At 72.5% G+C, this 26,809-nt stretch carries 21 protein-coding genes and 1 pseudogene; 10 read left to right on the forward strand and 12 right to left on the reverse strand.

Features of this window, described 5'->3' with window-relative positions:
• Positions 1-17: 17 nt before the first annotated feature.
• Entirely contained in the window at positions 18-548 is a 531-nt protein-coding gene (locus AAT21_RS23820) for a DUF6879 family protein (protein ID WP_046778954.1), read from the reverse strand.
• A complete protein-coding gene (locus AAT21_RS23825) occupies positions 523-780 on the reverse strand; it encodes a hypothetical protein (protein WP_046778955.1) in 258 nt (85 codons plus the stop codon). The genes AAT21_RS23820 and AAT21_RS23825 overlap by 26 nt, the downstream gene beginning before the upstream one ends.
• A 455-nt stretch (positions 781-1,235) precedes the next feature.
• On the opposite strand from AAT21_RS23825, the gene manB reads away from it, so the two are divergent.
• A complete protein-coding gene (manB, locus tag AAT21_RS23830; protein ID WP_046778956.1) occupies positions 1,236-2,318 on the forward strand; it encodes a mannose-1-phosphate guanylyltransferase in 1,083 nt (360 codons plus the stop codon).
• Between the two features lie 39 nt (positions 2,319-2,357).
• Here manB and AAT21_RS23835 read toward each other — a convergent pair whose 3' ends face one another.
• Positions 2,358-3,680, reverse strand: a complete 1,323-nt coding sequence (locus AAT21_RS23835; RefSeq protein WP_079025911.1) for an LCP family protein — start codon at positions 3,678-3,680, stop codon at positions 2,358-2,360.
• Between the two features lie 106 nt (positions 3,681-3,786).
• Here AAT21_RS23835 and AAT21_RS23840 point away from each other — a divergent pair, with 106 nt between their 5' ends.
• Positions 3,787-4,323, forward strand: a complete 537-nt coding sequence (locus tag AAT21_RS23840) for an acyl-CoA thioesterase (RefSeq protein ID WP_030034027.1) — start codon at positions 3,787-3,789, stop codon at positions 4,321-4,323.
• A 75-nt stretch (positions 4,324-4,398) separates the two neighbouring features.
• Here the strand turns inward: AAT21_RS23840 and AAT21_RS23845 are convergent, their stop codons facing one another.
• Positions 4,399-5,892: an LCP family protein gene (locus AAT21_RS23845; protein ID WP_459543215.1), complete on the reverse strand. Its 1,494-nt coding sequence runs from the start codon at positions 5,890-5,892 to the stop codon at positions 4,399-4,401.
• A 189-nt stretch (positions 5,893-6,081) separates the two neighbouring features.
• Between AAT21_RS23845 and AAT21_RS23850 the strand changes: the two genes are divergently transcribed.
• Positions 6,082-7,107: a glycosyltransferase family 2 protein gene (locus tag AAT21_RS23850; RefSeq protein ID WP_046778959.1), complete on the forward strand. Its 1,026-nt coding sequence runs from the start codon at positions 6,082-6,084 to the stop codon at positions 7,105-7,107.
• 94 nt (positions 7,108-7,201) lie between these two features.
• Here AAT21_RS23850 and AAT21_RS23855 read toward each other — a convergent pair whose 3' ends face one another.
• The 4 genes from AAT21_RS23855 to AAT21_RS23870 form a co-directional block, all read right to left on the reverse strand.
• On the reverse strand, positions 7,202-8,911 hold the full coding sequence (locus tag AAT21_RS23855) for an LCP family protein (protein ID WP_235439155.1): 1,710 nt from the start codon (positions 8,909-8,911) through the stop codon (positions 7,202-7,204).
• Positions 8,912-8,972: 61 nt separating this feature from the next.
• Entirely contained in the window at positions 8,973-10,697 is a 1,725-nt protein-coding gene (locus AAT21_RS23860) for an LCP family protein (RefSeq protein WP_046778961.1), read from the reverse strand.
• A 223-nt stretch (positions 10,698-10,920) separates the two neighbouring features.
• Positions 10,921-12,162 (reverse strand): LCP family protein, encoded by a 1,242-nt coding sequence (locus AAT21_RS23865; RefSeq protein ID WP_046778962.1) that lies wholly within the window; start codon positions 12,160-12,162, stop codon positions 10,921-10,923.
• Between the two features lie 174 nt (positions 12,163-12,336).
• Complete coding sequence (locus AAT21_RS23870) at positions 12,337-13,086, reverse strand: TIGR03089 family protein (RefSeq protein ID WP_046778963.1); 750 nt, start codon at positions 13,084-13,086, stop codon at positions 12,337-12,339.
• Positions 13,087-13,225: 139 nt separating this feature from the next.
• On the opposite strand from AAT21_RS23870, the gene AAT21_RS23875 reads away from it, so the two are divergent.
• Positions 13,226-14,611 carry a peptidoglycan recognition protein family protein gene (locus tag AAT21_RS23875; RefSeq protein WP_046779058.1) on the forward strand — a complete coding sequence of 462 codons (1,386 nt, stop codon included), beginning with the start codon at positions 13,226-13,228 and terminating at the stop codon, positions 14,609-14,611.
• A 236-nt stretch (positions 14,612-14,847) separates the two neighbouring features.
• Positions 14,848-15,846: a DNA-3-methyladenine glycosylase family protein gene (locus AAT21_RS23880; protein WP_046778964.1), complete on the forward strand. Its 999-nt coding sequence runs from the start codon at positions 14,848-14,850 to the stop codon at positions 15,844-15,846.
• Between the two features lie 118 nt (positions 15,847-15,964).
• Here the strand turns inward: AAT21_RS23880 and AAT21_RS23885 are convergent, their stop codons facing one another.
• The 3 genes from AAT21_RS23885 to AAT21_RS23895 are packed head-to-tail and all read right to left on the reverse strand — an operon-like array spanning position 15,965 to position 18,822.
• Entirely contained in the window at positions 15,965-17,263 is a 1,299-nt protein-coding gene (locus AAT21_RS23885) for a coenzyme F420-0:L-glutamate ligase (protein WP_046778965.1), read from the reverse strand.
• Positions 17,260-18,219 (reverse strand): 2-phospho-L-lactate transferase, encoded by a 960-nt coding sequence (gene cofD, locus AAT21_RS23890; RefSeq protein ID WP_046778966.1) that lies wholly within the window; start codon positions 18,217-18,219, stop codon positions 17,260-17,262. The genes AAT21_RS23885 and cofD overlap by 4 nt, the downstream gene beginning before the upstream one ends.
• Before the next feature lie 51 nt (positions 18,220-18,270).
• Positions 18,271-18,822, reverse strand: a complete 552-nt coding sequence (locus tag AAT21_RS23895; protein WP_079025912.1) for a cysteine dioxygenase — start codon at positions 18,820-18,822, stop codon at positions 18,271-18,273.
• A 628-nt stretch (positions 18,823-19,450) separates the two neighbouring features.
• Here AAT21_RS23895 and AAT21_RS23900 point away from each other — a divergent pair.
• From AAT21_RS23900 to AAT21_RS23910, 3 genes are all read left to right on the forward strand, one after another.
• Positions 19,451-19,714 (forward strand): WhiB family transcriptional regulator, encoded by a 264-nt coding sequence (locus AAT21_RS23900; protein WP_003983763.1) that lies wholly within the window; start codon positions 19,451-19,453, stop codon positions 19,712-19,714.
• A gap of 237 nt (positions 19,715-19,951) precedes the next feature.
• Entirely contained in the window at positions 19,952-23,632 is a 3,681-nt protein-coding gene (locus AAT21_RS23905) for a glycosyltransferase family 2 protein (RefSeq protein ID WP_046778967.1), read from the forward strand.
• Positions 23,629-25,107, forward strand: a complete 1,479-nt coding sequence (locus AAT21_RS23910; protein ID WP_046778968.1) for a DUF5719 family protein — start codon at positions 23,629-23,631, stop codon at positions 25,105-25,107. The genes AAT21_RS23905 and AAT21_RS23910 overlap by 4 nt, the downstream gene beginning before the upstream one ends.
• Positions 25,108-25,134: 27 nt before the next feature.
• Here AAT21_RS23910 and AAT21_RS23915 read toward each other — a convergent pair whose 3' ends face one another.
• Positions 25,135-25,614 carry a metallopeptidase family protein gene (locus AAT21_RS23915; protein ID WP_079025913.1) on the reverse strand — a complete coding sequence of 160 codons (480 nt, stop codon included), beginning with the start codon at positions 25,612-25,614 and terminating at the stop codon, positions 25,135-25,137.
• 90 nt (positions 25,615-25,704) lie between these two features.
• Between AAT21_RS23915 and AAT21_RS23920 the strand changes: the two genes are divergently transcribed.
• Both AAT21_RS23920 and AAT21_RS40070 read left to right on the forward strand, forming a co-directional pair.
• Positions 25,705-26,079, forward strand: coding sequence for a DUF3499 domain-containing protein (locus AAT21_RS23920; protein WP_046778970.1), 375 nt, complete (start codon positions 25,705-25,707; stop codon positions 26,077-26,079).
• A gap of 181 nt (positions 26,080-26,260) precedes the next feature.
• A pseudogene (locus tag AAT21_RS40070) lies at positions 26,261-26,809 on the forward strand (phosphohexomutase domain-containing protein); the annotation flags it as partial.

The raw sequence follows: 26,809 nt of genomic DNA on the forward strand, positions 1-26,809 counted from the left end.
CTTCGTTTTCCGTCAGGTCAGATCGTGTACTTCTCGTGCGGGATGCCGCGCTCCCAGACCGCCTCGAACGCAGCCGAGGCCAGTCGTGCCACGGCGGGTTCGGAACGAACCTCCCAGCCAGGCTCGGACCAGTTCCCATCACCGGAGAAGTGATTGAAGAGCACGATCTCGCCGTCGAACACCCAGCAGTCGTTTCCGGGAAGCGCGATGTCCGAAGCCTGCCGCCTGGGGAGCCAGCGAACCTGCTCTCCGGCGTGCAGGTTGACCACGGTGCCGGCGTGCTCGTACCGGATGTAATCCGTTACCGGTTCCGACACAACGCGAGCGCGGCGGACCGCCACGCCTCGGGCGACCGTGCTCCGAATCAAATCGACCCACGGCGTCCAGTAGGAGGACGTCGGGTCAATGTCGCGCTGGCCCGTGCGCTTCCAGCTCTCGAAGTCCTCAGCCTCATCCCCGACGCCGTACGAGTCGCGCAGCTCCAGGTGAACAGCCGAGTGCTTGGCTGCGGCCAGCAGCTCGTTAAAGCCCGGCTCGTTCTGCGACATCGCACGCCTTCCTGAGCATCGGCACCATGCGGGCCGGAATCCGAATCACGGCTTCGTGCGGCGGGATGCCCGGGGCGTGCCCGGCAACCTCGAACGCCGCGCACTCCGACTCAAGCTTTTCGTCTGGCTTCCAGCCCTGAAGCACCAGCTCCCCCTTCTCCTCGTCCACCCACACGGTGGGGGAGCCCTGCTGCCCGGTGTCTGGATCAATCCCGATGAACCGTAGTGCCATGACTGCCTCCGGTGTCGAGTGGCTTACGCCAACTTGCATGAGCGTCATCCCTGCACCGCAGGGGCGTCAAGGGGGCCGCCGGAGCCCCGTAGTACGAGTGGCAGACACCACAGCGGTCTGACCAGGAGAGACAGGCAAGTGATCACGGGGGAATCCTGGGGAGGCACCCTTTATAGGGGTGTCCGTGCAGGTCAGCGCCAGATGCACCGTGAAGCACGCAGATTTATGAAGGCACGAACCAGGTCCAGCGGATCGTCATGGCTCGCAACCTGCCGTAGCCGCAAGCCTGCGACCTGCGCGTACCAGGACGACCCCCGGCCACGGCCGGGGGTCGTCCCGGTCCGGGCCCCTGCCCGCGGCGGGCGCCCGCCGACACATCCGGCACCGGCTTCCGGGCGCCCCCGGATGGGCTAAATTTGGACCTTCGTACGCCGGAATCGGTTGGGGAGAACGCAATGACGGAAGCGATCCTGCTGGTCGGCGGACAGGGGACACGGCTGCGCCCCGTGACGGTGAACACACCCAAGCCCATGGTCCCCACGGCAGGCGTCCCGTTCCTCGCCCACCAGATAGCCAGGGCCGCCGCCGCCGGTGTCACGCACATCGTCATGGCCACCTGCTACCTCGCCGAGGTCTTCGAGCCCTACTTCGGGGACGGTTCCGACTTCGGCCTCAGCCTCGAATACGTGGTGGAGGACGAGCCCCTGGGGACCGGCGGCGCCATCCGCAACGCCGGGCAGCGTCTGACCGGCGGCCCCGACTCCTCCGTCCTCGTCTTCAACGGCGACATCCTGACCGGCCTGGACATCCGCGGCCTGGTGGACGCGCACGAGGCGGCCGACGCCGACGTCTCCCTGCACCTGGTGCGGGTCGAGGACCCGCGCGCCTTCGGTCTCGTCCCCACCGACCCCGACGGACGGGTGCTCGCCTTCACCGAGAAGCCGCAGACGCCCGAAGAGATCATCACCGACCAGATCAACGCCGGCTGCTACGTCTTCCGCCGCAGCGTGATCGACTCCATCCCGGCCGGCCGCCCGGTCTCCGTCGAGCGCGAGACCTTCCCCGGCCTGCTCGCCTCCGGGGCCACGCTCCACGGGGTCACCGAGAACACCTACTGGATGGACCTCGGCAAGCCCGAGTCCATCATCCAGGCCTCCGCCGACCTCGTCCGCGGCGTCGTCCCCTCACCGGCCGTACCGGGCCGCCGCGGTGAGTTCCTGGTCCTGCCCGGCGCGCAGGTCGCCGCCGGAGCCAAGCTGTCGGGCGGCACCGTCGTGGGCGCCGGCGCCCGGATCGAGGCCGGCGCGGTCGTCCAGGGCTCCATCGTGCTCGACGACGCCGTCATCGGCTCGGACGCGCAGGTGAACGCCAGCCTGATCGGCGCCCGCGCCGCCGTGGGCGCGCGGACGGTGCTCGACGGCACCGTCGTCGGCGACGGCGCCGTCGTGGGCGCCGACAACGAACTGCGCGCGGGCGCCCGGGTGTGGTGCGAGGCCGAGCTGCCCGCTGCCGCCATCCGCTTCTCCCCGGACGCCTGATTCCCGGTCCGGGGAGGCGGGGCGGCACCCCGTCCGCGGTCAGTTGCCGCGGACGGTGACCTTCTCGTCGTTCTGGATCTGCTTCACCAGCTGCTGCACCTTCGCCTTGTCCCAGACGAGGTTGCCGCCGCGCTGACCGGAGATCGGCATGTTCATCGACACGCCGTTCCCGCCGTTGACGCCCTTCATCGCGAAGAACATCTGGCCCATGTCGTACAGGCCCATGTCCTTGTCGACGATGAGGGTGTCCAGGCCCGCGCCCAGCATCGGGTAGAGCGCGAACGGGTTCAGGATCGTCGACGGGGTCGCGGCCTGGTTGGCGAGCGCCGCCAGGAACTTCTGCTGGTTCTTGGTCCGCTGGAGATCGGACTCGGCGAAGGCGTAGCGGGTACGGACGAACGCCAGCGACTGCTCGCCGTTCAGCGTCTGCTTGCCCGCCTTGAAGTCGGCGCCGGACTTCTCGTCCTTGAAGCCCTGCTCGATGTCGAGCTCGACACCGCCCAGCGCGTCCACGATGTTCGCGAAGCCGGCGAAGCCGATCTCCGCGTAGTGGTCGATGCGCAGGCCCGTGTTGTGCTCGACCGTGCGCACCAGCAGCTCGGGGCCGTCCTCCGCGTACGCCGCGTTCAGCTTGACCCGCCGCCCCTGCGCGGGGAACTGCTTGCCGGACTGGGAGCCGACGAAGGAGGGGATCTCCACGTCCGAGTCGCGCGGCAGCGAGATCATCGTGTTCCCGCTGGAGCACTTCGCCAGGATCATCATCGAGTCGGTCCGCTTGCCCTCGGCCGAGCCCGTGTGGAGCTTCTTCTTCTCCTCGTCGGACATGCCCTCACGGCTGTCCGAGCCCACGATCAGGTACGTCGTGCAGTCGCCCTCCTTCGGCCGTTCGATGACCTTGGAGAGGTCGACCTCGCGGCGCACCTTGGAGTCGGCCCAGAAGTAGGTGGAGACGGACGTCACAAGGAGCGCGGAGACCAGCACGATCGAGCCGACCTTGATCCGCCTGCGCCAGTCCGGGGCCGGACCGGGCGCCCGCCCGGGGCCGTTCGGGCCCGACGGCCCGCCGGGACCCTGCGGCCGGCCCGGGGCGCCGCCGGAGGGCGAGCCGTACACCTGGCCGGTGTTGTAGCCGCTGTCGTAACCGCCGTACGTGTCGTGGCCGCCCGCCTGCTGCGGAGGGACGCCGGGCGTGGGCGGGGGCCCCGCCGGGCGCTGCGGCCGCGGGGGCGGCACGGGCTGCGGGGGCCGCGGCGGCTGCTGGGGCTGCCGCTGGATGTGCCGCATCCGCTGCACACCTTCGGGCTGCGGACGCGCGCTGCCGCGTCCGTAGGCGTCGTCACGACCTTCTGGCCAGTCATTCATGCGCCCAAGGATGCCTGCCGGGGCGGCGCCTGCGACAGCCCGGGGGAGGATCCGTACCGGTGCTGTTGCAGAGCTGATGCCTGCGCGCCCCATCTAAGGTGTCCGTATGACACAGATACCGGGCGAGCTGCCCGGGAAGCCGACCGCTGCCTCCCGGACGACCCTCAGCCACATCATGACCGCCAACGACACCAACCTCCTGGGCACGGTGCACGGTGGCGTCATCATGAAGCTGGTCGACGACGCCGCCGGCGCCGTGGCGGGCCGTCACTCCGGTGGTGCGGCGGTCACCGCCTCCATGGACGAGATGGCCTTCCTCGCCCCCGTGCGCGTGGGCGACCTCGTCCACGTGAAGGCCCAGTGCAACTGGACCGGCCGCTCCTCCATGGAGATCGGCGTACGCGTCCTCGCCGAGCGGTGGAACGAGTCCACCCCCGCCACCCAGGTCGGCAGCGCCTACCTCGTCTTCACCGCGGTCGACTCCGACGGCAAGCCCCGCCAGGTCCCGCCGGTGCTCCCGGAGACGGAGCAGGACGAGCGGCGCTACCAGGAGGCCCAGATCCGCCGCACCCACCGGCTCGCCCGCCGACAGGCCATCATGGCGCTGCGCGAGGAGCGCGCCGCCCAGGGCTTCGACGACTGAGAGACGGCCCGCGCGGGGCCCGTACGGCCGCCGTGCCGCCGGCGTACGGGCCCTCCGGCTCCCGCGTACGGGCCGTCAGCTCCCGCAGACCACCTGGTCGCCGCTGACGACCCCGTAGGCGCCCTGGTATGGGTCCTCCGCGCGCACCGGAACCACCTTGCGGTAGTCGGCGCCCGCGATCACCGTGACCGTCCGGCCCTGCCGCGCGACCGCCCGCAGCTCGCTGCCCGGCAGCGCGGTCGCCACCGACCGCGCCGAGCGGTCCCAGCGCGGGTCGTAGGTGATCACCGTGCGCTTGACGTCGCGGCTCGCGCCGTTGCCCGGGGCCCGCGTGGTGTCGAAACCGGTGGCGCGCAGCGCGGCGTCGACGCGCCCGCCCAGTCCGTCGATCCGCGTCCCGTTCTCCACCTGGACCCGGACCTGCGCCGGGGGTACGTCCACCGGTACGGCGGCGGGCCGGCCGGCGGCGGCCTTCCCGGGCCGGGCCGGGGCCAGCGGCCGGTCCTCGCGCAGCGCCTCGAAGAGCCTGGCCGCCTTCGGCTCGTCCCACTTCACGGTGGAGCCGATGCCCTTGACGCGGTACGAGGGGCTGCCGATGGGCACCGAGGCGAACTCGGAGGAGGAGGGGGTGAAGTCCCGCATCGCCTGCCCGAGCGCCAGCATCTGTTCCGAGCCGAAGCCCCGGTCGGCGCGGACCGAGCCGAGCAGGGTGGAGCTGAGTTCCTTGAACTTGACCGGGTTCAGCAGCACGCCGCCGCCGGTCGCCTGCTTGATCAGGGCGGCGACGAACCGCTGCTGGCGCTGCATCCGGCCGAGGTCGGAGGCGCCGTCGACGTGGCGCGAGCGCACGTACTGCAGGGCCTGTCCGCCGGTCAGCCGGTGGGTGCCGGGCAGCAGGTCGAGGCCGGTGTTCGGGTCGCGCATGGTCTTGGCGGTGCAGATCTCCACGCCGCCCATCGCGTCGACCGTCTTCATGAAGCTGGTGAAGTCGACCTCCAGATAGTGGTCGATCTTCACCCGGGTCATGTTCTCGACCGTCCGCACGGTGAGGTTGGGCCCGCCCTCCGCGTACGCCGCGTTCAGCCTCACGGGGTGGGGTTTGTGCGCCTTCCCGGTGACGAGGTCGCGGTGCGCGGGCACCTCGGCGTAGCTGTCGCGGGGCAGGCTGACGACGCTCGCCCGCTTCCTGTCCGCCGACAGGTGCACCAGCATGATCGTGTCGGTGCAGTGGCAGGGCGCCCCGCCCAGCCGGTACTCGCGCTTCTCCTCGGGGCTGACCTTCTCCCGGCCGTCGGTGCCCACCAGCAGGAAATTGATGCCGTGTCCGGCCTGCGGGCGGTTCTTCATGTCCTTGAACGGGTCCACCCGCTCGATCCCGGTGTCCAGACCGGTCATCACCGCGTGCCCGATGGCCCCGGAGCCCAGCACCGCCACCGACAGCCCGGCCGCGAGCCGCACCCCCCAGCGCGGCCGGCCCTCCCGGTGCCGGGCCGGTCCGCCGCCGCCGCGCCGCACGCGCTGCGGCCGGGGCGGCCCGGCTGGACGGATGGGACGGTGCGGCTGGGGCACGGTGGACACCTCCGCGGGAGCACAGGGATACCGGTCGAAGGACGGGCCGGCCTTCGGGCAGCTCAGCCGGCTGATTCGACAGAACAGTAGGCCCATACGATCAGCCGCTGTCCCTACCGATCACTCGGCGCGCACCTGGTTCCCCCGTACGCGGTAACGTGACACCGATACCCGACCTTGAAGGACCACATGCCCGCCCAGCAGCCCGCAGTCTCGGTGATCATGCCGGTGCTCAATGAGGAGCACTACCTCCGTGAGTCCGTCCGCCACATCCTGGAACAGGACTATGCGGGCGAGATGGAGGTGGTGATCGCACTCGGGCCGTCCACGGACCGCACCGACGAGATCGCCGCCGAACTCGTCGCCGAGGATCCCCGAGTCCACACCGTCCCGAATCCGACCGGCCGGACCCCGGCGGCGCTCAATGCCGCCATCAAGGCCTCGCGTCACCCGATCGTGGTACGCGTCGACGGTCACGGCATGCTCTCCCCGAACTACATCGCCACCGCGGTCCGCCTTCTGGAGGAGACCGGGGCGCAGAACGTCGGCGGGATCATGCACGCCGAAGGCGAGAACGCCTGGGAGGAGGCCGTCGCCGCCGCGATGACCTCGAAGATCGGCGTCGGCAACGCGCCCTTCCACACCGGCGGGCAGGCCGGCCCGGCCGAGACCGTCTACCTCGGCGTCTTCCGCCGTGAGGCGCTGGAGCAGCAGGGCGGCTACAACGAGGAGTTCATCCGCGCCCAGGACTGGGAGCTGAACTTCCGCATCCGCGAGGCCGGCGGGCTGATCTGGTTCTCGCCCGAGCTGAAGGTCCAGTACCGCCCGCGGCGCTCGGTCAAGGCCCTGGCCAAGCAGTACAAGGACTACGGCCGCTGGCGGCACGTGGTGGCCCGCTACCACTCGGGCTCCATCAACATGCGCTACCTGGCCCCGCCGACCCTCGTCTGCGCGCTCGCCGCGGGCGTGGTCGTGGGCGTGACCCTCACCCCGCTGGGCTTCGCCGTCCCGGCGGGCTACCTCGCGGCGATCACCGTGGGCTCCGTCCCGGCGGGCCGCGGGCTGTCGCTGGGGGCCCGGGCGCAGATCCCCGTCGCCCTGGCGACCATGCACCTGAGCTGGGGCTTCGGCTTCCTGACCAGCCCCCGGGCGCTGGCGGACAAGCTCATCGCGAGCCGCCGCCCGGCCGTGGTGCCCGGCGTCCCGCAGGCCTGAGACACAACGAAGGGGCCCGGCGCGGAAGCTGCGTACGATCGCAGTTCCCGCGCCGGGCCCCTTCCGTGTGCCCGTGTCCGCGTCCGCTGAGCTGCTACCAGGTGAAGCCGGGCTGGATCGGCATGCAGGCCTGGTCGTTGTCGCCGTTGAGGGCGTGAGCGGAGTCGGGGGCCTTGGTCGGGGCCGGCGGCGGCGCGGCCGGCGAGCCACCGGTCCGCCAGTCGTTGCCGACGAACACGACGATCCCGGCGACCTGGTCGGACTTCTGCACCGAGCCGGCGGGCAGGCCGAGGGCGGTGGCCACGGCGGCCGCGTCGGCCGCCTGGGCGTCGGTGGCGTAGCGGATCACCGAGGTGTCCTCGGCGGCCGTCTGCCTGTCGGCGACCACCTTGGTGAAGCCCTTGCCGGTCAGCAGGGCGGCGACCTCGCTGGCACGGCCGTTCACCCTGGACTGGGCGCCGTCCTTGCTCCCGGTCGAGTTGCGGACGGTGACCGCGATCTTCGCGGGCGGCGCGGCCGTGGCGGCGGACGTCGGGGCCGTGCCCGGCTGCTGGGCCGGGGCGGACGGCGAGGCCGGTGCGCCCGTGGCCGCGGGGGTCGCGGAGGCCGACGGGGAGCCGGAGCCCTGGCCGTCGAGGGCGATGTCCTCGCGGACCATCCGGAACAGGTCCTCGGCCTCGCCCGGCTTGGGCTCGACGCGGCCGTCCAGGCCGGGCCTGCTGCTGTAGATCCACGGCATGGTGGTCATGGTGATCCGGCCCGGCGGGACCTTCTTCAGCTCCATGCTGAGGTCGAACAGCTTGTCGATCTTGTTCAGGCCGGTGTCCACGACCATGGCCTCGATCGCCGCCTGCGCCAGGCTGTTGAGCTTGACCGGGTTGCTGAGCTTCGCGTTCTTGCGGAACTCCCGGGCCATCGAGTTCATGTACTGGTGCTGGGCGTGGGTGCGGCCTATGTCGGTGCCGTCCTCGAAGCCGTAGCGGGTGCGCAGCCACTGCAGGGCCGTCTCGCCCTGGATGACGCTTGTCCCCTTCGGCAGCTTCAGGCCGGAGCCCTTGCCGTCACGGGTGCGCGAGTGCACGTTCTGCTCGACGCAGACCGGGACGCCGCCGATGGCGTCCGCCATCCGGACCACGCCCTTGAAGTCGATCATCATGAAGTGATCGATGGGGATCTTGGTCAGTTCGGTCCAGGCGGCGACGGTGCAGCCCGGTCCGCCGCGCTGGATCGACTCGTTGGTCTGGACGAGGCCCTTGCTGGCCGGGTGCACCTTGCCGCCCGGTTCGGTGCACTTGGGCATCATCAGCATCGTGTCGCGCGGCATCGAGATCACGGACATGTTGGTGCGGTCCGCCGAGAGGTGCAGCAGCATCTGGACGTCCGCGAGCGGCGGGCCGTCGAAGGTGTCCGTGGCGCCGCCGAGGGCCTGGTTCTCCGCGTCGTCGCGCGCGTCGGAGCCGATCAGCAGGATGTTCAGCGGGGTCTGCCCGAAGGCGTTGGGCTTGGAACCGCCCAGTTTGTTCTCACCGAGGTTCAGCGCGTCCGTCTGGATGCTGCCGTTCAGGTGCCGGTAGTACAGGTAGCCGGCCGCCGCGGTCCCGAGTATGAGCAGGGACAGGACGGAGGAGATCCAGCGCAGGGCGCGCCGGCGGCCCCGCCCGGCGGGACGGGCACCGGCCCGGCCGGCCGACCTGGAGCCGTCCCTCGGCCGGGGCACGGTGCCGGGCGCGCCCGCCCCGCCGGCGGGTATGTCCCCGTCGGCCTGGGCGCTCGCCCCCTCCTCCCGCACGTCGCTGTGCCTCACGCGTATCCCCCTCAAGGTCCTTCTTGGTCGACATTGCGCCGGTCCGACCGGCCACGTCCCGCTACTTGGCGCAGATCGCCTTGTCGGCCTGCGCCTGCTGGACGTCCTTGGGCAGTTCCTGCGGAACCGGCGGTGCCAGCGGGCTGCCCGCCTTCTGGAAGTCCGGACCCAGTGTCAGCTTCATCGGGGTCTTCGACGCCGCGTCCGTCGTCCCCATCCTCAGTGCGGTCGCCGGCAGCCCGAGGGCGTCCGCGAGCGCCCGGGCCTGATCGGCCTGGTTGGGCGCGAACTCCAGCTGTGTGGCGGCGACCTTCTCGGGCGCGTTGCCCTGGTTGCCGGCCTTCGACATCCCCTTGGAGTTCTGCAGCCACTGCGCCGTGGTGGAGGCGGCGCCCTTGGGCCCGCCGCCGTTGTAGACGCTCACCCGTACGTCACCCGCGGGTGCCCGGTTGCCCTGGAGCAGCGCGTCCTGCTTGGCCTTCGCGTCCGCGTCGGCCGCCTCCTTCGCCGCCTGCTCCTTCTTCTCGACCTCCGTGAGCGAGACGTCTCCCCGGATCATCTGCAACAGCGGTTCGGCGAGAGCCTGGTTGACCACGACGGTCGCTTTGACCTTCTCGGCCGGATTGTCGAGCACCGGCAAGGTGGTGAAGGTGATGTTCTTGAGGTCGATGTCCTTCAACTCGCCCGCGAGGTCGGTGAGTTTGTCGATGGAGCCCAGTCCCTGGTCCACCGTCAGCGACTTGGTGGCCGCCTCCGCGAGCGAGAAGAACTTCTTCGGACTGGTCAGCGTCTCCTTGGACTTCATCTCACGCATCATCGAACCGAGGAACTGCTGCTGGGTCTTGATGCGGTCCAGGTCGCTCTCGTTGCCGAAGGCGTGCCGGGTCCGTACGAAGGCCAGCGCCTGCTCGCCCTGCAGCCGGTGCTCGCCCTGCGGCAGTTTGAGCTTGGAGTCCTCGTCGTCGACGGCCTTCTCCAGGCAGACGGGCACGCCGCCGACCGCGGTGCTGAGGGTCTTCACCGCGTTGAAGTCGACCATCATGAAGTTGTCGACCTCTATGCCGGTGAGCCCCTTGACCGTGCGCATCGTGCAGCCCGCGTCACGGCCCTCCTGGCCCAGGCTGTTGTTGAAGCGCACGCCCTTGGTGCCGCGGATCTGCTTCGTGGTGCCGTCCGGCTGCTTCGTCGGACAGTCCGGGATGTCGGCGATCAGGTCGCGGGGGATGGACAGCGCGGTGGCGTTGGAGCGGTCCTTGGCGATGTGGAACAGGATCGTGGTGTCGGCGTGGCCGACGCTGTCCTTGTCGCCGTAGCCCTCGTTGCCCGCACCGCTGCGCTTGTCGGTGCCGATGACCAGGATGTTGATGGCCTGGTCCTTCTTGAAGCCGCCGGTGCCCGCGCCCGCGATGTCGGTGACGCTGAGGTTGCCGTTGAGGTGGTCGTAGTAGAGGTACGCCGCCGCGCCGCCGCCGACCAGCAGCAGCGCCAGCGTCCCGCTGGTGATCAGCAGGGCCTTCTTGCGGCGCCCGCCACCGCCGCCCTTGCGCGAGCGGCCGCCCCTGCGGCCCCCCGGCGGGGTGTCGCCGCGGCGCGGCCCCGGCACGCCGGGGGAGGTGGTCTTGGGGGCGGCGGGTGCCGACGACGATCTGCGGGGAGCGGCGACCTTGGGCCGCTCTTGCGCTGCGGAGTCGTTCAGTTGCAGCTCGTAGTGGCCGGTGCGGGGATTGAGCACCCACTGGTCTGCGGGGTCGATCTCATCCGCCCGCCCACGGCTTTGCGCATCCACGGTTGCTCGAATCCTCCGTCGGGTGCCTCGCGACGCGCCTCCCCAAGGCGCACGGTCAACGATCCGGCTGCTGGTACCCGGTCTCCGGTCCGGCCGGGCACCGGATCGCTCACCTTATCCGTCCTGTTCGGCCGCAAACCATGGTGGTGACAAATTCCACTCCCCTTATAACGGGGCGAACTGCCCATCCCACTCGGTTCGGTCACCGGCTTTTTGGATTGCTTTACCGGCACTCGGTGTTCTCTGCGGTCGTTCCTGTGAAGGTAGGGATGGGCGCGGAGGGGGTCGAGGTTCCCTCGCCGGTCGAATTCCCTTCCGAAATCGCCTCCGAGGCGGTCGCGGCCGGCGTCGGCGCGGCGGTCGCCGGGGCCGTGGCCTGCGCCGACGCCTTCGGCTGCGGGGCAATCACCGTCACCGGTTCGTCCTCCCGCAGCTGCCGGAACAGCCGGGTCGCGTCCGGTTCCACCAGCTCGTCCCGATTGGGGTCTGGCGAGTAGGGCCGACGCGGCACGGTCAGGAACGTGACGCGATCGGTCGGTATGCCCCGTACGCCCCGTACGAGTTCGTACATGCTCCGCAGCGAGGCCAGTCCGGGGTCGGTGGTCACCGAGGACGTCGCCGCGTCCAGCAGCGGGTACAGCCGGGCCGGGTTCAGCAGAACGCCGTTGCTCTGCACCTTCTTGACGAGCGAGCCCAGGAACTGCTGCTGGCGCTCCATCCGTTCGGTGTCGCTGCCGTTGCCCAGGCTGTGCCGGGCGCGGACGAACCCCAGCGCCTGCTCGCCCCGCAGGGTCTGCCGGCCGGCCGGCAGCCGCAGCTTCGCCTGTACGTCGTCGACCGGCGCCTTGAGGCACACCTCGACCCCGCCCACGGCGTCGACCATTCGCTTGAACCCGCGGAAGTCGATGACCATGTGGTGGTCGATCCGGATGCCTGTGAGCTTCTCCACGGTCCGGATCGTGCAGGCGGCCCCGCCCCACTGGAACGCCCAGTTGAACTGTGCGAAGGAGGCGCGCGTGCGGCTCCCGTCCGGCTGCAGGCAGGAGGGGATCTCCGTCATCAGGTCCCGGGGTATCGACACCGCCGTCGCGCTCCTGCGGTCCTTCGGCAGGTGCAGCAGGATCGTCGTGTCCGAGCGCTGGGTGCCCTTGTCCTGCCCGTAGCCGGAGTTGCCCCGGCCCGAGCGCGAGTCGGAGCCGATCAGCAGGATGTTCCGGGCGCCCGTGGCGAGGGGCGCCGGCCGATCGCGCTCGTAGCGCTCCAGCTCGGCCGCGGCCGACGTGTCCTCGGTGATGTTCCCGTCGAGCTTGTTGTAGAGCCACCAGCCGGTGGCCGTCCCCGCCAGCACCAGCAGGACCAGCCCGAGGCCGATCCAGCGCAGCAGCCGGCGCCTGCGGTTCCGCGGAGGCCGTGGCTCGCCTCCGGCCGCATCGGTGCCGCCCGGTATGCCTGCGCTGTCCGTCACTGGCGTGCTTCCCCTCGCCGCTGCGAGCAGCCGTACGGGTGAGCACGGCCACTGCCGATCCTGCCCCCGGGGTGTCGTGGCAGCCCGGGGGCGGGGTCGTGTCTAGGGCCATGCGGGTGACAGATCGGCCGTTCCCGAGGTTGATCAGTCCGGGTGACGGGCCGCGCCCCGGTTTCAGACCGTGTGGGTGACGCGCTCGCTCTCGGTCCGCTGGGCCAGCGCCTCGGCGGAGAGCCGGTCCAGGTTCCGGCAGAGCACCACGGAGGCCCCTGCGGCCAGTGCGGCGTACAGCCCCGCGGACAGCCCCTCCCAGGTGTCGTAGCCCAGCCCGGTCAGCACCCGAGACCCCTCGCCCAGCCCGAGCTTCGCCGCGTCCTCGCGGGCCCGGTCGACCAGGGCCGTGTGCGAGAGCTCCGCACCGCCGACGACCAGGGCGGGGCCGGCGGGATCCACCGGGACGAAGGGCGCGAAGCGGTCGCCCTGCCCCGGCACCTCCACCGCGTAGTCCGCGAACCCCGCCGGGGGCTGCGGGAAGCGCCCGCCCAGCGGCCGCAGGGCGAGCGCCACCCGCTCGCCGCCGCACTCCAGCGCCTCCTCCAGCGTGTCCGGACCGCTGACCACGAGATCGGCGTCGCCCGGGTCCCCGCCCACCGAGGCCACGACCCCGACCGAGTCGCAGGCGAGCAGCCACACGGCGCTCTGCCAGTGCGCGGGGAGCAGCAGCGCGAGCCGGTCCCCGGGCTCGGCCCCCAGGTCGCCCTGGAGCAGGTTCGCGGTCTTGGCCACCCAATTGGCGAAGGTCGCGACGGACAATTCGACGCGTTCGCCGGTGGCGTCGTCGTAGAAGGTGACGAGCGGGCGGCCCGGATCGGCGGCGAGCGCGGATCGCAGCAGGTCGGCAGGGGTGCGGTCAATGGCGTTCACCCGGCACAGGGTACGCGGGGCCCTCCCCCGTACGGGGGTTCGCGGCTCCTCCGTACGGGGGAGGGGTATCCGCGGCGGAGCGGACGGAGCATCAGATCTCGGATGGCGCCCCGTGGGGAGCGTGCCCACCATCCTTTTCATGCGTGGATTCCTTGCTTCCTCGATCGGCGTCGCGACGGCCGCCGTACTGGCCCTGCCCCTCGCGCTCCCGACTCCAGCACTCGCCGAAACCGTCCCCGTGACCCCGGCCGGTTCCACCCAGTCGCTGCCGCTCGGCCCCCTGGGACCCGCGGCGGACCGCACTCCCGGCGTCCCCGGAATGAGCGCCTCGCCCCACGGTCCCGAGACGCAGGGCCTGGCCGCCCGTGAGGTCAGGACGTTCTCGATGGTCGGCGTCGTCTGGGACGACGTCACCAGCCAGCTCAACGGCCGCGTCCAGGTCCGTACCCGCTCCGTCCGGACCGCCACCTGGTCCGGCTGGCAGGACGTCGAGGTCCACAACAGCGAGCACGCGGCCGACCCCGACGCGGTGGAGCGCGACTCCGGCCGGGTCCGCGGCGCCACCGCCCCGCTGTGGGTCGGCGAGTCCGACGGCGTGGAGGTCCGCGTCGAGGCGGAACTGGGCGCCCCGGCCACCCGCGCCGGCTCCCGGCTGCCCTCGGGCATGCGCATCGAACTCGTCGACCCCGGCGCGGCCACGCCCGCCGGGGCCGGCGACGGCAAGAACAGCGGCCCGGCCGACGACAAGGGCGAGATGGTCGCGCCCGGCCTGACCATGCAGATGGCCGAGGCATCCGCGGTCAACGTGCCGCACGCCCCGCTCGGCGCGAACGAGATCACCGAGCTGAACAAGGCCGACTCCACCGCCGACGCCGTCTTCGCCGGCGACGGCGAACTGACCGCGGCGGCCGCCCCGTACATCGGCCCGCGCCCGCGGATCGTCACCCGCAAGGGGTGGGGCGCGGACGAGTCCCTGCGCGAGAAGGCCTTCGCCTACACGAACACCGTGAAGGCGGCGTTCGTCCACCACAGCGCCTCCGGCAACAACTACGCCTGCAAGGACGCCCCGGCGGTCCTGCGCAGCCTGTACCGCTACCACGTGGTCAGCAGCGGCTGGCGCGACTTCGGCTACAACTTCGCCGTCGACAAGTGCGGCACGGTGTACGAGGGCCGCGCGGGCGGCGTCTCCAGGCCGGTCCTCGGCGCGCACACCATGGGCTTCAACACGGACAGCATGGGCGTGGCGGTGCTCGGCACCTTCACCTCGTCCGCGCCCCCGGCCGCCGCCGTCGACGCGGTCGCCCGCCTCACCGCCTGGAAGCTCGGCCTCTTCGGCCGGGACCCGCGCGCGAAGACCACCCTGAAGTCGGGCGGCGGCAACCGCTACCCGAAGGGCCGGAACGTCTCGATGAACGTCATCTCGGGCCACCGCGACGGCTTCGCGACGGAGTGCCCCGGCAAGAAGCTGTACGGCAAGCTCCCCACGACCCGCACCTCCTCGGCCAGACTCCAGGGCCGCCCGTAGCCTCCGGCGGCGGGCCGGGGCGGCGGGCCCCGCCCGACCCCGTGGCCCCCGCGGCCCCGGGCCACGACCCCGTGGCCCCCGGTCCGGGCCACAGCCCACCAGCCCGGCCATGGGCCTCCGGCCCCGGCCCCGGGCCACGACCCTGGCCTCCGGCCCCGGCCACCGGCCTCCGGCCTTCGGCCCGGCCGGTGGGCGGGCGCGGGCTCGGGTTTCGGCGGGCGGGCTACGCTCGATCCATGGCCGGCCGCTTCGAACCCCTCAACCGGACCGTCGTGCGCGGCGGACGCACCGCCGTGCCGCCGGGGCGGGGAAGCCGCGCCGGCGGCGGGGGAGCGGCACGCCGCTGGACCCCCGACGGCCCCGTCGACCTCGGCCTCACCCTCGGCCCGCTGCGCCGCGGCCCCGGCGACCCCACGTTCCGCACCACACCCGACGGCTCCGTCTGGCGTGCCACCCGGACCCCCGACGGGCCCGCCACCCTCCGTGTCTCCCGCTCCGGCACGGACATCGACGCCGAGGCCTGGGGCCCCGGCACCGCATGGCTCCTCGACCGCCTGCCCGCCCTCCTCGGCGCGGGCGACGATCCGGCGGTCTTCGTCCCCCGCCATCGCCTCGTGCACACCAGCCACCGCCGCCGCCCCGGCCTGCGCCTGACCCGTACCGGCCTGGTGCTGGAGTCCCTGATCCCCACGGTCCTGGAGCAGAAGGTCACCGCCGACGAGGCCTACCGGGCCTGGCGGCGCCTGGTGCGGCAGTACGGCGAGCCCGCACCCGGCGCCCACGGGCAGGACCTGTACGTCATGCCCGACCCCCGCACCTGGGCGTTGATCCCGTCCTGGGACTGGCACCGGGCCGGGGTCGACGCCAAGCGTTCCGACACCATCGTCCGGGCCGTCCGCGTCGCGAACCGCCTGGAGGAGGCCGCGGCCATGGACCTGCCCGAGGCCGCGCGGCGCCTGGAGGCCGTCCCCGGCATCGGCCCGTGGACCTCCGCCGAGACCCTCCAGCGCAGCAACGGCCACCCCGACGCCGTCACCACCGGTGACCTGCACCTGCCCGGCATCATCGGCTACGCCCTCGCCGACGACCGCGACGCCGACGACGCCGCCATGCTGGAACTCCTCGCCCCGTACGCGGGCCAGCGCCACCGCGCGGCCCGCCTCATCCTCCTCGCGGGCCGCACCCCACCCCGCCGCGCCCCCCGCATGTACCGCAGCGACATCGGCCGCTTCTAGGGGGTGGGAGACCCCATGGCACCGGACACTGCGGGCCTGACCGGTGCTCCTTCGGTGAAAGGAACCAGCCCGTTCCGGCCGGGCGCCCAGGCCCGGCGGGCCCGCCGCAGGCGGTCCGTCAGCGGACCTCTACGAAGTCCTCCGGCGAGCGGCCCGGCCGCTCGGGCGGGGCCGCCGCCGGGTGGCCGACCGCCACCGTCCCCATCGGGTCCCAGTCCGACGGCAGGTCCAGCACCTCCCGCACCACGTCCCGGCAGAACATCGTCGAGGACACCCACGCCGACCCCAGCCGCTCACCGGCCAGCGCGACCAGCAGGTTCTGCACGCCCGCGCCCATTGCCACCACGAACATCTCCCGCTCCGCGGCGTCCCGCCGGGCATGTCCGTAGTGGTGCGCGCCGTCCGTCACCAGGCACGGCACCACCAGGTACGGGGCAGCCCGCAGCACGTCCCCGCGCCGTACCCGCTTGGCGATGGACTCCTCGGACCTGCCGTCCGAGCGCAGGTCCGCGATCCACGCGTCCCGCATCGCGTCCAGCAGCCGCACCCGCGAGGCCTCGGACTCCAGCAGCACGAACCGCCACGGCGTCGTGTGGTGCGGGGCCGGGGCCGTCACGGCGGCGGCCACCGCCCGCCGCACCGCGCCCGGGTCCACCGGCTCCGCCGTGAAGGCCCGTACGGTGCGGCGCTGCGTGACGGCCTCCCGTACCGCCTCCGAGGTCCCCAGCCGGAACATGTCGTCGGCCGGCGCCCGCACCAGGTCCCGCGCCGAGGCGCCCTCGCCCAGGACGTGCGCCAGGCCCCGTACGACGGCCACCGGCAGGCCGGCCGCCTTGCCCTTGACCAGGTCGCCGGCGGCGGCGAGCTCGTCCGCCGTCGCCACCACCGTCGCGCTCAGCGGATTGCCGTGGGTGTCGGTGCCGCCGCGCAGGTCGTCCAGGACCCGTACACCGGCGGAGCCGATGGCCACGTCCGTCAGCCCGTTGCGCCACGGCCGCCCGAAGGTGTCCGTGACGACCACGCCCACGTCCACGGAGAGCGTGTCGCGGACCCCGGTACGGATCGCCGCGGCCGAGGCGTCCGGGTCCTCCGGGAGCAACAGGACCGTGCCGGGGGCGGTGTTGGAGGCGTCCACGCCGGCCGCGGCCATCACCAGGCCCTGCCGGTTCTCGACGATCCGCAGGGGTCCGCGGCGCGCGACCACCCGTACGGTCTCCGCGTCGATGACGGCCTCGCGCGAGTCCGCCCGCACGATCCGGCCCTCGGCCTTGGACACGATCTTCGAGGTGACGAGCAGGACGTCACCGTCGCGCAGACCGGGTGCGGCCGCCGTGATCAGCTTCGCCAGGTCGTCGCCCGGCCTGACCTCCGGTATCCCGTCGACGGCCCGCACCTCGTACGAGGGCGCCGCCGTCACCGAGAGGCCTCCGCCAGCTCCAGCGCGGCCCGGGCCATTTCGGCGGTGGCCTCCAGATCGGTCATCATCAGCGGCACCGCACGGCAGGTGATCCCGGCGGCCTCCACCTCGGCGACGGCGTCGGCGTCGGAGGTGTCGACCAGCCAGCCGTCGAGCAGTTCGGTCCCGTAGTGCAGGGCGACCGCGGCGGCCGTGGACTCGACGCCCACCGCGGCGAGCACCTTGTCGGCCATCCCGCGTACGGGTGCACCGCCGACGATGGGGGACAGGCCCACGACGGGGGCGTCGGCGGCGGCCACGGCGTCCCGGATGCCGGGCACGGCGAGGATCGTGCCGACCGACACGACCGGGTTGGACGGCGGGAGGACGATCACGTCGGCCGCGGCGATGGCCTCCAGCACGCCGGGCGCGGGCTTGGCCTGTTCGGCCCCCACGGGTACGACGGCCTCCGCGTCCACCGAGGCGCGCAGCCGGACCCAGTACTCCTGGAAGTGGATCACCCGGCGCTCGCCGGTCCCGGCCTCGGTGATCGCGACGTGGGTCTCGACCCGGTCGTCGGACATGGGCAGCAGCCGGACGCCGGGCTGCCAGCGGTCGCAGAGGGCCTCGGTGACGGCACTCAGCGGGTATCCGGCGCCGAGCATCTGCGTGCGGACGATGTGGGTGGCGAAGTCGCGGTCGCCGAGGCCGAACCAGGTGGGTCCGACCCCGTAGGCGGCGAGTTCCTCCTTGACGGTGAAGGACTCGTCGGCGCGGCCCCAGCCCTGGTCCTCGTCGATGCCACCGCCGAGGGTGTACATCACCGTGTCCAGGTCCGGGCAGACCTTGAGCCCGAAGAGGTGAATGTCGTCACCGGTGTTGCCGATGACCGTGATGTCCGCGTCGGGCACCGCCGACTTGAGTCCGGACAGGAACCGGGCGCCGCCTATACCGCCGGCCAGAACAACAATGCGCATGCGGACAGTCTGTCAGCCGGGCGACGGGCGGGACCGGCAGGCCGCGCGGCTTCAGGCGGGGACGGACTCGGTTTCGGCCGGGGAGCAGGTGTGCATCGGCATCTCGGTCAGCCCGGGGAAGTAGACGTGCAGGCTGACCGCGCCTTCGAGGGTGTCGTTGACGACCTCGTGGGCGTAGCCGGGGGCGAAGACGCGCTGGCCGCCGGCGCGGTGGGTGAGGCGTCCGCGCGAGGTGTGCTCGGTGAGCTCGCCCTCCAGGACGGTCAGGACGCCGGAGGAGGCGCCGTGGTCGTGCAGGCCGCTTCCCTGGCCGGGTACCCAGCTGAGCAGCCAGACCTCGTAGCCGGGTCCGGTGCGCAGCCGGTGGTACCAGCGGGTGGTGGCGTCGTACTGGACGAGGTGCTCCCAGGAGGCGCGGTCCTCGGCGATGGAGCGGGCCAGGCCGACGAACTCGGCGACGGTGGCCGGGTGTTCGCGGGCGGGCTGGAGGAGGTGCTGGACGGCGAGGATGTCGCCGGCGATCTGGAGGTCGCTCTCGACGGGCGCCGGTGCGGTCGCGGGGACGGCGGCGGGTGCGGCGGCGGCGTTGATGGTGCTGTTCATCGGGGTGTACCTCGACGGATGTCAGTCGTGCTGGCGGTCGCTGTGGGGTGGGGCCGGAGCTCTGGGGAGCCGAGGCTCCACGGGCATCAACAGCAGCAACAGCAACAGCGAACCTGGGCAGCGCACAGGAACCCACGAATGGGGGTCCGGGTGGTGGCTGCGGGCGCTGACATGCGAACAAGGAGAACGGGTCCGGGGTCCGGCTGTCAACCCAATGTCCGCTTTGGGGTAAAAGTTTCACCTCATCCGGTTGCTGTGCGCGGAGAAAGGTTTGTGCAGTCCGCGGCAGGGGAGGTGGCGCTGCGCCGGGACTCAAACCTGATTCAGTCATGTCGTGACCTGAATGTGATCTACGCCGCTCTTCGGGGGTGATCGCAACCCCGCTTCCGGGGTACGCGTGGATAACGGGTGAAGGCGACATCTCGTGACGCCGATGGCATGTGTCACGATTTTTGGCGATATGAACACTTTCTGCATAGGCTTGGTTCCGCAGAGTGAATAAGGGGCCCAATAGCAGATCTCGGCTTGACTGCCCCGGAGCCACGCACTTGTAATTTCACTCGTGTCGTTACGTAGCTATGAGTGACGACGTGACCACGGGGACGCACCAACAGAGCGAGGGGCGCACATGACCGAGCTGTTTCAGGAACTGCTGGTCGAGGAAGCGGACGAGGAGCTCGGATGGCAGGAGCGCGCCCTGTGCGCCCAGACCGACCCCGAATCCTTCTTTCCCGAGAAGGGCGGCTCCACCCGCGAGGCCAAGAAGGTCTGCCTCGCCTGTGAGGTCCGCTCCGAATGCCTTGAGTACGCCCTCGCCAACGACGAGCGATTCGGCATCTGGGGCGGCCTGTCCGAGCGCGAACGCCGCCGCCTGAAAAAGGCAGCCGTCTGACACCGCCGGAGCACCACCCGCCCGGCACCCGCAGCACCCCGCACGACATATCCGATATCCGAGCAAGGCGTCGAGCACGACGCACAGCCGAACAAAGAGCACCACACACGGTCCGCCTCCTGCACCTTCCCCGCAGGAGGCGGACCGCTGCTTTGGCAGCCGTTAGGGTAAGGCGCTGTCCAGCAGCCTCCGAGGGCACACCACCCCCGGACCCCCGGCCGGAGGGCCCGTACCGCGATGTCCCTGTACAGCCAGACGACGGCCTCCCACCAGGCCCCCGTCACACCCGAGTTCCCCCGGCACGTCGTCACCGCGGTCCTCGTCGCCCACGACGGCGCCCGCTGGCTGCCCCGGACGCTCGCCGGCCTCCTCGGTCAGGAACGCCCCGCGCAGAACCACGTCGCCGCCGACACCGGCAGCGCCGACGAGTCCGCACGGCTGCTCACCGAAGCCCTCGGTGACGACCACGTCCTGCACCTCGCCCGCCGCACCGGATTCGGCACGGCCGTCGACGAATCCGCCCGCACCGCCGGCATCCTCACCCCCGAGGACCTCCCGTACCTCAAGCGCCCCAGCGGCTGGGACCCCGTCAGCCGTACCTGGCGCGACGACGCCTACGACCTCCCCGACCTCCCGCACGGCGAACCCGTCCAGTGGCTCTGGCTGCTCCACGACGACAGCGCCCCCGAACCGGACGCCCTCGCCGAACTGCTCCGCGTCGCCGACGAGAACCCCGACGCCGCGGTCATCGGCCCCAAGCTCCGCGGCTGGTACGACAAGAAGCAGCTCCTCGAAGCCGGCGTCACCATCGCCCGCAGCGGCCGCCGCTGGACCGGCCTCGACCGCCGCGAACAGGACCAGGGCCAGCACGACCAGGTCCGCCCCGTCCTGTCCGTCTCCACCGCCGGCATGCTCGTGCGCCGCGACGTCTACGACGACCTCGGCGGCTTCGACCGGCGCCTGCCCCTGATGCGCGACGACGTCGACCTGTGCTGGCGCGCCCAGAGCGCCGGCCACACCGTCCTCGTCGCCCCCGACGCCGTCATGCGCCACGCCGAGGCCGCCGCCCGCGAACGCCGCACTGTCGACTGCGCGGGCCGCACCACAGCGAGCCCGCACCGCGTCGACAAGGCCGGCGCCGTCTACACCATCCTCGCCAACAGCTCCGGCCGCGCCCTGCCCTACGTACTGCTGCGCGTCCTCCTCGGCACCGTGCTGCGCACTCTCGCCTACCTCATCGGCAAGGCCCCTGGCCAGGCCGTCGACGAGATCACCGGCCTCCTCGCCACCCTGCTGAGACCCGGCCGCCTCCTCGCCGCCCGCAGGGCCCGCCGCCGCCCCGCCGTCCCCGCCTCCGAACTGCGCCCGCTCTTCCCCCCGCCGGGAGCCTCCCTGCGGGCCAACGCCGACCAGCTCGCCGGCTACTTCGGCGGCGACCGCCACACCGACTCCGCCCCCGCCGGCCGGCACGGCGGCGGCAGCATCCTGAGCGCCCCCGCCGAGGACGGCGACTACCAGGAGACCGAGCGCTTCGCACGCCTCAAGCGGATTGCGCGCAACCCCGCACCCTTCCTCTTCGGACTCCTCCTTCTGGTCTCCCTCGCCGCCTGCCGCGCCCTGATCGGCGGCGGCTCCCTCATGGGCGGCGCCCTGCTGCCCGCCCCCGGCAGCGGCCTCGACCTCTGGAGCGCCCACACCGACAGCTGGCACCCCGTCGGCACCGGCTCCACCGCCGCCGCACCGCCCTACCTGGCCGCCCTCGGCGCCTTCTCCACCCTGCTGTTCGGCTCCACCCGGGCCGCCCTGACCCTCCTGCTCGTCGGATCCGTCCCGCTGGCCGGCCTCACCGCCTACTTCGCCTCCCGCCCGCTCGTCGAATCCCGGCTGCTGCGCGCCTGGGCCGCCACCGCCTACGCCTTCCTCCCCGCCGTCACCGGCGCCCTCGCCGGCGGCCGCCTCGGCACCGCCGTCCTCGCCGTCGTGCTCCCCCTCATCGCCCGCTCCGCCGTCGCCGCCTTCGGCCTCGGCGAGCACGGGAACACCACCGAACAGCGCGGCGGCCGGCGCGCGGTGTGGACGTGCACGCTCCTGCTGACCCTGGCCACCGCCTTCACCCCGGTGCTCTGGCCGCTCGCCGCCCTCCTCGGCGCCGCCGCGCTCGTCCTGCGCCGCGCCCAGTGGAAGACGTACGGGCTGCGGCTGCTCGCCGTCCTCGCCATCCCCCTGCTCGTCCTCGCCCCCTGGTCGCTGGGCCTGCTCACCCACCCCGGCCGCTTCCTCCAGGAGGCCGGACTGCCCTTCGGAGCCGGCTCCGCGGGCGCGGCGGACCTGCTCGGCATCAGCCCCGGCGGTCCCGGCACCGGCGCCCGCCTGATCCTCGTCGGCATCGTCCTCGCCGCCCTGGCCGCCCTGCTCCGCGCCGACCGGCAGTTCGCCGTCCGCACCGCCTGGGCCACCGCCCTGGCCGCCCTCCTCCTCGCGGTCCTCGCCAACCGGACCGCCTGGGCCGGACCGGCCACCCTCGTCTACGGACTCGCCCTCCTCGCGGCCGCCACGGTCGGCGCGGACGGCGCCAAGCACCGGGTCGCCGCCCGCAACTTCGGCTGGCGCCAGCCGGTCGCCGCGCTCATCGCCCTCGCGGCGGCCGCGGGCCCGCTGATCGCCGCGGCCACCTGGATGCTCGCCGGCGCCGACGGACCGCTCCAGCGCCGCGACCCGGTCCAGGTACCGGCCTTCGTCGCCGACGCCGGCGGCGACGACAACCAGACCCGCACCCTGCTCCTCGACGTCGACGGGCCCGCCACGGTCTCCTACAGCCTCGTCCGAGGCCCCGGCGGCCGCATCGGCGACGCCGAGATCGCCGCCCGGACCGGCGACGACCCCCGCCTCGACAAGGTCGTCTCCAACCTCGTCGCCGGCTCCGGCGCCGACCAGTCCAGCCAGCTCAGCGGCTACGCCATCCGCTTCGTGATGTTCCGCCCCGGCGGCCCCGAGGACATCCGCCGTGTCCTCGACGCCACCCCGGGCCTCAGCCGCCGCCACCAGCAGGACGGCACCGCGCTGTGGGGCGTCGAACCCTGGCTGCCGCGCGCCGTCATCGTCTCCGCCAAGCAGGGCGAGGCCCCGATCCCGGTCGCCGCCGGCCCCGTGGAGGTCCACGCCAAGATCCCCGCCGGCGAGGCGGGCCGCGTCCTGCGCATCGCCGACCGGGCCGACACGGGCTGGCAGGCCACCGTCGACGGCACACCGCTCAAGCCCAGAACCCTCGACGGCTGGGCGCAGGGCTTCGAACTCCCCGCCGGCGGAGGCCGCCTCGACCTCGTCCACGAGGGCTCCCTGCTGGGGACCGCCTGGAACTGGACCCAGGGCCTGCTCGCCCTGGTCCTGCTGGTCATGGCCCTGCCCGGCCGGCGCGCCGAACTCGACGACGACCTGCCCGAGGAGGAGGCCGCGCCCGCCTCCCGGCCCGGCCCCGGCGAGGCCGGCGAGGGCCGCCGCGCCCGCAGGCTCCGCGCCGAGGCCGAGGCGGACACCGCACCCGGACCCGTGGAGACCGCGACCGCCGCCGACCCGTACGCGCAGATCCCCGCGCAGCCGGTCTACGGCGAGGAGTCGTACGCCTACCAGGCCTACGGCGACCAGGACGGCTACGCGTACGAAACCCAGCAGCCCCAGCAGCCCCAGCAGCCCCAGCAGCCGCACCAGGAGCAGTACGCGTACGAGGAGTACCCCGGCTACGACCAGCAGCAGGGCGGCGCCCCCTACGGAACCCCGGCCCCGTACCCGCAGCAGCACCAGCAGATCCAGGGCCAGGACCCGCAGCAGTACCCCTACGCCTACGAGCCCTACGAGCAGTACCCACCCCACGACGTCCACGCACCGCACGACCCGCGTCCCGACGGGAGCCCCCAGCAGTGAAGCAGCGCGCACCCCTGACGCTGGCGGCCGTGGCCGCGGCACTGGCCGCCCTCACCGGCGCGGCCGCCCTCACCGCGCCCACGGGCGGATCCTCCGACGGCAAGGCGGCCACGTCCGCCCGGATGCCGGTGGAGCGGTCCCTGCTGGTGTGCCCGGGCCCCAGCTCCTCGGACATCGCCGAGACCACGTACACGTCGTTCACACCCGGCGCCCCCGCCGGCGAGGGCAAGGGATCGGCCCGGCTGCTCGGCGCGACCAAGGACGCCAAACCCGTCCTGGAACCCAAGGAGCCCGGCAAGCCCGTCGGAGCCACCGCCAACGGGGCCGACGCCCCCGCCCTCACCGGAAGCGCCGACGGGGTCCTGGCCCCCGGCTGGACGGCACAGCTGACCACCAAGGTCGCGGCCGGCCGGGCCCGGGGCGTACTCGGCGTCGGCTGCACCGCGCCCGGCACCGACTTCTGGTTCCCCGGGGTCAGCACCGCCAAGGGCCGCGAGGACTACGTCCACCTCACCAACCCCGACGACGCGGCCGCCGTCGTCGACATCACGCTCTTCGGCCCCGACGGCATGGCCAAGGCCGACGCGGGCACGGGCGAGAACATCCGGGTCGACGCAAAGTCCACCAAGACCGTCCTGCTCTCCTCCCTCCTCCCGGCCACCCAGCTCGCCGACGCCACCGCCCACGTGACGACCCGCGCGGGCCGTGTGGGCGCCTCCGTCCAGGTCGGCGAGGAGAACGTCGGCGCCGACTGGCTGCCGGCCTCCACCGACCCGGCCGGCTCACTGGTGCTGCCCGGCATCCCGGCCGACGCCGCCTCCGTACGGCTGGTCGCCTTCGTGCCCGGCGAGGAGGACGCCGACCTCAAGCTGCGCCTGGCCGGACCGGGCGGCGCCATCAGCCCGGCCGGCAGCGAGCAGCTGCACGTCAAGGCGGGGATGACGGCGGTCATGGACCTCAAGGACCTGACCCGCGGCGAGCCCGGCTCGCTGGTGCTGACCCCGAAGGACCCCAAGAAGGCCGCCCCGCTGGTTGCGGCGGTCCGGGTGGTCCGCGGCAGCGGGGTCAAGCAGGAGCTCGGCTTCATCCCGGCCACCCGGCCGGTCGGGACCCGGGCGACCGTCGCCGACAACCGGCCCGAGCAGAACACCACCCTGCTGTCGCTGACCGCCCCGAGCGCCGACGCCAAGGTCAAGGTGACGGCGTCGCCGGGCACCGGCGGCGGCGAGCCGGCCTCCCAGGAGGTCACTGTCAAGGCCGGCACCACGCAGACCCTCGCGCTGGCCCCGGCCGGCGGGAAGGGCTCCTACGCCCTCACCGTCGAGACCGTCTCGGGCGGCCCGGTCCACGCGGCCCGCACCCTGTCCCTCACGGAGGACGGGATCGCGATGTTCACCGTCCAGGGCCTGTCCGACGACCACTCCACGGTGTCGGTGCCCAGGGCCGCGCAGGACCTCTCCGTCCTGACCAGGTGACGGGACGGGACCCCCGCCGCGCCCGGATCAGTCCTGGCCGTAGCGGGGGTCCACCGTCTCCGGAGTGAGGCCGAGCAGCTCCGCCACCTGCTCCACCACGATCTCGTGGACCAGCATCGCCTTTTCGTCGCGCGTCTTCGTACGGATCTCCACCGGCCGCCGGAAGACCACGATCCGGGCAGGCCGTCCCTGGCGGGGCTCCGACACCGCACCGAGCGGCACCGCCTCGTCGTTCCAGCCGCCGTCCGCACCGCCCGGCGGCCCCGGCACGTCACCGACCAGGAACTCCACCTCCGACAGCTGCGGCCAGCGCCGCTCCAGCCGTTCCACGGAGTCCCGTACGAGATCCCCGAACAGCTCCGCCCGGCTCGCCGCCAGCGGCACCTGCGGAGGGGCCAGCGGACCGCGCATCCCGCGCCCGTGCCGGTCCCGCCGACGCGTTCTGGGTTCGACGGGGACCCCCGCGGGGGGCTCGGCGGGGCAAGGGGGCAGAGGGCTGTCCGTCACCCCCGCAGGGTAGCTCCGAGCACGACACGGGGGAGCGAGCAGCGGTGGAGTCGTCGCGGCCCGGTCAAGAGTGCGGTACCGTCCAACGTCGTGAGCCTTGTACGTCGCTGTTCGCGCACCGCGTGCGGCCGCCCTGCCGTCGCGACACTGACGTACGTCTACGCCGATTCGACCGCAGTTCTCGGCCCGCTCGCCACATACGCCGAACCCCACTGCTACGACCTGTGCGCCGAGCACTCGGAACGCCTGACCGCCCCGCGGGGCTGGGAGGTCGTCCGGCTGTCGGACGGGTCCGGTCCGTCGCGCCCCAGCGGCGACGACCTCGAAGCCCTGGCCAACGCCGTTCGCGAAGCGGCCCGCCCGCCGGGCCGGGCGCCCGGGTCCGGCGGAGCCGGCAAGGGCGGCCAGTCCACCGGCGAGACGCGCCGCGGACACCTGCGCGTCCTCCGATCGCCGGATTCCTGACCTCGGGTCATCTGCGGTGCCGCTGCCGGTTCAGGGTAGGTTTGCCGAACCGCACAGAACCTCAGGAGGGCAGGCAGTGGCCGCAGATCTTTCGAACATCGTCAAGGCGTATGACGTGCGTGGCGTTGTGCCGGACGAGTGGGACGAGTCGCTGGCGGAGCTGTTCGGTGCTGCTTTCGTNCATCGTCAAGGCGTATGACGTGCGTGGCGTTGTGCCGGACGAGTGGGACGAGTCGCTGGCGGAGCTGTTCGGTGCTGCTTTCGTCGAGGTCGTGGGTGGCTCGGCGATCGTGGTGGGGCATGACATGCGTCCGTCGTCGCCGGGTCTGTCGCAGGCGTTCGCGCGGGGTGCGGCGGCGCGTGGGGTGGATGTGACGTTGATCGGTCTGTGTTCGACGGATCAGCTGTATTACGCGTCGGGGTCGATGGGTCTGCCGGGTGCGATGTTCACGGCGTCGCACAATCCGGCGCAGTACAACGGGATCAAGATGTGCCGTGCGGGTGCGGCGCCGGTGGGCCAGGACACGGGTCTGTCGCAGATCCGCTCCCTGGTGGAGGGCTGGCTGGACGCGGGCGCTCCGGAGGTCCCGGGGGGCACGGTGCCGGGATCGGTCACGGAGCAGGACACCCTCAAGGGTTATGCGGAGCACCTGCGTTCTTTGGTGGACCTGTCGTCGGTGCGTCCGCTGAAGGTGGTCGTGGACGCGGGCAACGGCATGGGCGGGCACAC

Source organism: Streptomyces yangpuensis (assembly GCF_001005295.1).
GTDB classification, from domain to species: Bacteria; Actinomycetota; Actinomycetes; order Streptomycetales; family Streptomycetaceae; genus Streptomyces; species Streptomyces yangpuensis.

Coding starts and splice junctions, on each gene's coding strand:
- AAT21_RS23820 (WP_046778954.1), bottom strand. CDS start 548: ATGTCGCAGAACGAGCCGGGCTTTAACGAGCTGCTGGCCGCAGCCAAG.
- AAT21_RS23825 (WP_046778955.1), bottom strand. CDS start 780: ATGGCACTACGGTTCATCGGGATTGATCCAGACACCGGGCAGCAGGGC.
- manB (WP_046778956.1), top strand. CDS start 1,236: ATGACGGAAGCGATCCTGCTGGTCGGCGGACAGGGGACACGGCTGCGC.
- AAT21_RS23835 (WP_079025911.1), bottom strand. CDS start 3,680: ATGAATGACTGGCCAGAAGGTCGTGACGACGCCTACGGACGCGGCAGC.
- AAT21_RS23840 (WP_030034027.1), top strand. CDS start 3,787: ATGACACAGATACCGGGCGAGCTGCCCGGGAAGCCGACCGCTGCCTCC.
- AAT21_RS23850 (WP_046778959.1), top strand. CDS start 6,082: ATGCCCGCCCAGCAGCCCGCAGTCTCGGTGATCATGCCGGTGCTCAAT.
- AAT21_RS23875 (WP_046779058.1), top strand. CDS start 13,226: ATGCGTGGATTCCTTGCTTCCTCGATCGGCGTCGCGACGGCCGCCGTA.
- AAT21_RS23880 (WP_046778964.1), top strand. CDS start 14,848: ATGGCCGGCCGCTTCGAACCCCTCAACCGGACCGTCGTGCGCGGCGGA.
- cofD (WP_046778966.1), bottom strand. CDS start 18,219: ATGCGCATTGTTGTTCTGGCCGGCGGTATAGGCGGCGCCCGGTTCCTG.
- AAT21_RS23895 (WP_079025912.1), bottom strand. CDS start 18,822: ATGAACAGCACCATCAACGCCGCCGCCGCACCCGCCGCCGTCCCCGCG.
- AAT21_RS23900 (WP_003983763.1), top strand. CDS start 19,451: ATGACCGAGCTGTTTCAGGAACTGCTGGTCGAGGAAGCGGACGAGGAG.
- AAT21_RS23905 (WP_046778967.1), top strand. CDS start 19,952: ATGTCCCTGTACAGCCAGACGACGGCCTCCCACCAGGCCCCCGTCACA.